The following is a 5,820-nucleotide window of genomic DNA, read 5'->3' as shown; positions in this document are numbered from 1 at the left end:
GGGCGGGGGTCGCCGAACGGGCCTGGAAGGTGCGCAGAGGGGGAGCGTCGAACACCGCGCCCAGGTCGAGGTCGAACGCTGAGACGTCGGCGTCCGCGGTCAGGCCCAGCTCGGTCTGCGAGCCGGCCGCGTCGACGGGGGCCCACACGGGTTCGTCGGCTGCGCGGGCCGAGGCGGCGGGCGCACCGACGAGCGAGGCGGTCAGGGCCGCGACGATGGCGACGGCGGCGGCAGCGAGCGTCCTTCGTCTCTGGCGAGGACGGCGCGGGAATCGGGTCACGGGTGGCTCCTAGGGCGATCGGAAAGCGGGTGAAACGCGATCCGCACGCTAGGGACGGCACGTTTCACTGTCGTTTCGGTGCAAGATTCGACCCGGAATACCGGGCTACATCGACCGATATTGGCGCTTTGATAGCGCTAACAATCGCACTTTATCTGCTCACACGGTCGATTTTTCTCCTATTACGGCTTGCGGCGGTCCTCCTTCACCCGCTCGCTACACCCGATCACCCTGAACTTCGCTCTACGCACTACTACGCATCGCGTGGTACCGTCCCAGCCAGAGAAGCGAAGGGGGTCGCGTGGACACGACGCAACTACTGAAGGGGGTGCTGGATGCCGCCGTGCTGGCGGTCGTTCAGCACGACGACGGGTACGGCTACGACATCGTCCGCCGCTTGCGCGAAGCCGGTCTCGGCGAGGTGGGCGATGCGTCGGTGTACGGCACGCTGCGCAGGCTCTATTCGGCGGGCGCGTTGTCGAGCTACGTCGTGCCGTCCGAGGGCGGTCCGCACCGCAAGTACTACGCGATCAACCCGCAGGGGCGCGAGCTGCTCGACGCCCAGCGCGCCAGCTGGGCGCACTTCTCGTCAGCGATGACGGGACTCCTCGACGACACCAGCCGGCCCAAGAAACTGCGCACGATCGGAGACGCACGATGATCACCACGCCCGTCCGCGACGACATCCACGCATTCGCCTCCGCTGTCCGCGCGCACCTCGACGACCTGCCGATCGACGAGGTCGACGATCTGCTGGACGGCCTCGAGGCCGACCTGTCCGACCAGGCCGCCGAGGCGGGCGCGGACTTCGAGATCCCGGATGCCGCGACCTACGCCGCCGAACTGCGCGCGGCCGCCGGGCTTCCGGAGCGCACCGCCTCGAACCGGCCGCGAAAGAGACTCACGGTCATCGACGACGTCCGCAACGGCTGGCGCGAGGTCGGCGACGCGGTGCGGAACAACCCGGTCGGCGGGTGGATCCTCGACCTGCTGTCCTCGCTGCGGCCGGTGTGGTGGATCATCCGCGGCATCGGCTGGTATCTGCTCGCTTTCCTCGCCGTCTGGTTCGTCGTCCCCAGCATCGGCTACGGCGGTTTGGTGACCGCCCTGCTCGTCCTCGACGGCAGCGTCGTGGCGTGGTCCTTCCTCTTGGGCGCCGTCCTGCTCAGCGTCCAGTGGGGTCGCGGGCGGTGGCTCCCCACGCGGTGGTTGCGTGTCGTGCGGACGGTGTCGACCATCGCCGTGATCGTCACGTTGCCCTTCTCGATCGGCGCTTTCTCCACCTCTGTCGTGAATTTTTTTCAGCGCGACGCCTTGGCCGCTTCGACGTACACACCCGGCCTGTCCGTCGACGGTCAGCGTGTGCGCAACATCTTCGCCTTCGACGCTCAGGGCGACCCCATTCCAATGGTCCAGCTGTTCGACCAGGACGGAAACCCGCTCACCACCGTCGGTCGAGACGTCAGCCCGATCCCCTACGACGTGTACTTCTACGGCGGCGGCGGTCCGGTGCCGGTGCCGTACATCGCTCCGGGAGCGAGCGACACCTGGAACACCTACCCGTTGCGCGAGATCCCGGCGGGGATGTCCGCGTGGGATCCGATCAACGACATCGCCGACGCGACGGCCGCGCGCTTCCCGTTCCCGCGGGTGCAACCGCTTCCTGCCGAGGTCCTCCGGACGCAGGACGCACCCTCGGACTCCACGCCGTCGCCAGACCCCGCTGCGACTCCGTGACACCCGGGCGCGCTCGATCGTCGCGACGCGACTCGACGGGTGGGCTCCGCGCTCAGTCCCGCGCGGCCCACCACTCGCGCAGGCGCTTCTCGGCCTCGTCGGCACCCAGCACGCCCTCGTCGAGCCGCAGATCGAGCAAAAAGCGATACGCCTCGCCCACCTCGCGACCAGGCGTGAGACCCAGAATCTGCTGAATCTGGTTGCCGTCGAGGTCGGGGCGGATCGCGTCGATCTGCTCCTGCTCGCGCAGGGTGGCGATCCGGGCCTCGATGTCGTCGTAGGCGGATGCCAGGCGGTGCGCCTTGCGCTTGTTACGCGTGGTCACGTCGGCACGGGTCAGGATGTGCAGGCGTTCCAGCTCGTCTCCGGCGTCGCGCACGTACCGGCGCACGGCGGCGTCGGTCCACGCCCCCTCGGCGTAGCCGAAGAAGCGCAGGTGCAGCTCGACGAGGCGCGACACGACCGTCGTGGTCGCGGCGTCGAAGCGCAGCGCCTGCAGGCGTTTGCGCGCCATGCGCGCGCCCTTGATGTCGTGGTGGTGGAAGGTGACGCCCCCGCCGGCCTCGAGGCGGCGCGTGGCGGGCTTTCCGATGTCGTGCAGCAGGGCCGCGAGCCGTAGCGCCACGTCGGGGGCGGCATCCGGGTGGCGGCTCTTCTCGAGTGCGATCGCCTGACGCAGCACGGTCAGCGAGTGCTCGTAGACGTCCTTGTGGTGGTGGTGCTCGTCGACCTCGAGCTTGAGCGCGGGGATCTCGGGGAGGAACTCCTCGATCAGCCCGGTCTCGACCAGGACGCGGATGCCGCGCACGGGATCGTCGGTCTGCAGCAGGCGCACCAGCTCGGCCTGCACCCGCTCGGGGCTGACGATCGACAGAGAGGCGCGCAGCTCGGCGATCGCGTCGAGGGTGCCCTGATCGACCGAGAAGTCGAGCTGCGACGAGAAACGCGCCGCGCGGAGCATGCGCAGGGGATCGTCGCCGAAGCTGACGGCCGGATCGATCGGCGTGCGCAGCCGCCCGGCGATGAGGTCTTCGACCCCACCCGTGGGGTCGACGAGCGTGCGGGCGGGGACGCGAAGCGCCATGGCGTTCACGGTGAAGTCGCGGCGGCTCAGGTCGGCCTCGAGCGTGTCGCCGAACTCGACCGTCGGCTTACGGGTCACACCGTCGTAGCTGTCGGCGCGGAACGTCGTGATCTCGACCTGCTCGCCCTTGACGCGCGCGCCGATGGTCCCGAAGGCGCGGCCCACGTCCCACTGCACCGACGAGACGGGCTTGATGAGGGCGAGGATCTCGTCGGGACGCGCGTCGGTGGTGAAGTCGAAGTCGTGCGTCGTGCGCCCGAGCAGCGCATCGCGCACGGGACCGCCCACGATCGCCAGGTCGCGTCCGGCCTCGGCGAAGGCGCGGGCGACGGTGGCGACGACGGGATGGGCGGCGAGCTCCTCGAGACGCGCGAGTCCCTCGGCCATGTTCAGCATGCCTCCGAGCCTAACGAAGGCCGCTGACAGCGCCTCCCGGGCGCCTCAGTCCTCGAACGACACGAAGCCCGTCACGAGCAGCTCGCGCACGCGGGGCAGCAGGTCGGCGCGCAGGTGCGCGGCATCCACCTCCATCAGCTGCGCGATCGCGTCGATCAGGGTGCCGACGGGCAGGTCGCCGTCGCACGCTCCGACGAGGGCGGCGAGCGCGGGGTCGACCTCGAGCGTGCGCGCGAAGCCCCCGCCCTGGCGCAGTTCGATGACGGACGGGTCGCCCTCTCCGGGGCGGTGGTGGCGCGCCTCGGTCACGTCCGGGGCGACGCGCAGCACGCTGTCGGCGAGATCGTCGTCGTCCAGCAGGGCGGCGCGATCGTGCGCCGCGAGGCACGAGGCGAGGTGCGGGCCGAACCCGCCCTCGCCGCCGCCCGCGACACGTTCGTAGCGCGACAGGGTCGGCGCCCCGGCCAGCGGCTTTCGCAGCAGCACGTACCCGAAACCGACGCCGGTCACACCACGACGGGCGAAGTCGTCGAGCCACGCCTCGATCAGCCGCGCGTAGGCGGGCGTCCCCGGGACCGTCCCGCCGTCGCGCACCCACAACTCGGCGTAGGCGAGCGGATCGAGGACCTCGCGCTCGATCACCCAGGCGTCCAGCGACGGCCCCACCCACGCGCGGACGCGGTCAAGACCCGATTCCTCGCCGTGGTACTCCCAGTTGCCGAGCGACTGGGCGACTCCGCCGGGCGCCAGCTGCGCCCCCACCCCCTCGATGACGGCGGCCACGAGCGCGTCGCCCTCCAGACCGCCGTCGCGGTACTCGTAGGCGGGCACGCCCTCGACGCGGGGCGTGATGACGAAGGGGGGATTGGATGCCACCCGGTCGAACGTCTCGCCCGCAACCGGCTCGAACAGCGAGCCGTGCCGGGTCTCGATACCGTCCACGCCGTTCAGCAGGGCGTTCAGACGGGTGAAGCGCAGGGCGCGCTCCGAGATGTCGGTCGCGACGACGCGGTCCACCAGTCGGCGCAGTCGCAGGGCCTGGATGCCGCATCCCGTGCCGAGGTCGAGGGCGGTACCGCCGCGGCGGGTGAGCTGCAGGCGGGCCAGGGTCTGCGAGGCGCCTCCGACGCCGAGCACGTGGTCCTCGGGAAGCGGACCCTGCAGGGCGGCCTCGTCGAGGTCGCTGGCGATCCACCACTCGACCTCGCCCGCGTCGTCGGCGAAGGCCTGCGGACGGACGAGCACGGCGGGCGCGACGTCGGCGCCGGCCGTCGCGATCAGGCCGAGGTCGGCGGCGCCGGTCGCGGTGAGCGTCGGCAGGGCCGCGTCCACGCTCGCGCGGGGGACCGGCATCCCGAGTCCCCACAGACGCCCCAGGACGGCCAGGGCGTCGTCGCGGCCCTCGAGCGCCCGCGCCGCAGGTCCGCGCAGTCCGCGCGCGAGGGCGTCGTCGGCCTGGGCGCCCCACGCGTCGCGCAGGGCGGCGCTGGCGTAGCCGGCGGAGCGGAGGTCGGCCGCGAGGGCCTGACACAGCTGGGGAGCGGGTTCGGGGAGCACCGGTCCATTCAACAGTCTGCGCGAGGCTATCGGGGGGCTCGAAGCAAGGCGGGCCTAGACTCATGGCGGTGCGAGGCCCCCTCGTTCCACCGACGATCGTATGACCGTGACCTCCCCGCCTTCGGGCTCACCCGTGCCGCGGCGCTCCCTCACGCGCCGGCTGCTGGCGACCCTGGTCGCCGGCGCCCTGGCCCTCGGCGTCGGACTGCCCGCGAGCGCCGCCGCCGCGGCCACTCCCAGCCCGTCCCCGTCGGCGTCGCTGTCGCCGGCCGTGCTCTCCGCCGCCCCCGCCGCGAACGGCGTCCTGCGCGCCGGAGACACCCTGTCGGTGGTCGCCACGATCACCGGCGGCTCGGTCGCGACGACCGCAACGCCCCTCTCGCTCTCGCTCGGCACCGCCGGACTCGCCGACGACGCCGCCCTCGACCGGTGGCTGAGCGGCGACTCGACGGGTGTGACGCTGCAGCAGGTCGCCACGGGAACAGTGGATGCCACGGCCTCCGGCGCGCAGAGCACCACGACCCTGTCGACCCCGGCGACCGACCCCGCCCTCGCGAACCGCGCCCCGGGGGTGTACCCCGTCCTCGTGAGCGGTGCGGGCATGAGCGCCGCGAGCGTGGTCGTCGTCCCGTCCGAGGGCGCGCCGCAGACGCCGGTGGCCGTCGTCGTGCCGATCACCGCGGCCCCCATGACCCGGGGACTGCTGTCGGCCAACGAGCTCGCCGAGCTGACCGCCGTGGATGGGGCCCTGTCGGCCCAGCTCGAC

Annotated in this window: 6 protein-coding genes; 3 read left to right on the top strand and 3 right to left on the bottom strand. The window is 71.8% G+C overall.

The window, feature by feature from the left end:
• Positions 1–280, bottom strand: a 280-nt coding sequence (locus DBR36_RS02800) for a hypothetical protein (RefSeq protein WP_219927604.1), incomplete at its 3' end; no start/stop codon positions are given.
• A gap of 301 nt (positions 281–581) precedes the next feature.
• Here DBR36_RS02800 and DBR36_RS02795 point away from each other — a divergent pair.
• The gene (locus DBR36_RS02795; protein ID WP_108317467.1) at positions 582–941 is read left to right on the top strand and encodes a PadR family transcriptional regulator; all 360 of its coding nucleotides are present in this window, start codon (positions 582–584) and stop codon (positions 939–941) included.
• Entirely contained in the window at positions 938–2,017 is a 1,080-nt protein-coding gene (locus DBR36_RS02790) for a hypothetical protein (RefSeq protein ID WP_108317466.1), read from the top strand. Before DBR36_RS02795 ends, DBR36_RS02790 begins: the two co-directional genes overlap by 4 nt.
• Before the next feature lie 52 nt (positions 2,018–2,069).
• On the opposite strand, the gene DBR36_RS02785 is transcribed toward DBR36_RS02790, so the two are convergent.
• Together DBR36_RS02785 and DBR36_RS02780 are read right to left on the bottom strand one after the other, a co-directional pair.
• Positions 2,070–3,497, bottom strand: coding sequence for a CCA tRNA nucleotidyltransferase (locus DBR36_RS02785; protein ID WP_108317465.1), 1,428 nt, complete (start codon positions 3,495–3,497; stop codon positions 2,070–2,072).
• A 45-nt stretch (positions 3,498–3,542) separates the two neighbouring features.
• Positions 3,543–5,054 (bottom strand): methyltransferase, encoded by a 1,512-nt coding sequence (locus DBR36_RS02780; RefSeq protein ID WP_108317464.1) that lies wholly within the window; start codon positions 5,052–5,054, stop codon positions 3,543–3,545.
• A 106-nt stretch (positions 5,055–5,160) separates the two neighbouring features.
• Between DBR36_RS02780 and DBR36_RS02775 the strand changes: the two genes are divergently transcribed.
• A partial coding sequence (locus DBR36_RS02775; RefSeq protein ID WP_375136045.1) for a DUF6049 family protein occupies positions 5,161–5,820 on the top strand: 660 nt, incomplete at its 3' end.

Source organism: Microbacterium sp. HMWF026, assembly GCF_003061325.1.
GTDB lineage: Bacteria > Actinomycetota > Actinomycetes > Actinomycetales > Microbacteriaceae > Microbacterium > Microbacterium testaceum_E.
The sequence above is the reverse complement of the archived record's forward strand: the minus strand, read 5'-3'. Positions and strand labels throughout refer to the sequence as shown.

Coding starts and splice junctions, on each gene's coding strand:
- DBR36_RS02790 (WP_108317466.1), top strand. CDS start 938: ATGATCACCACGCCCGTCCGCGACGACATCCACGCATTCGCCTCCGCT.
- DBR36_RS02785 (WP_108317465.1), bottom strand. CDS start 3,497: ATGCTGAACATGGCCGAGGGACTCGCGCGTCTCGAGGAGCTCGCCGCC.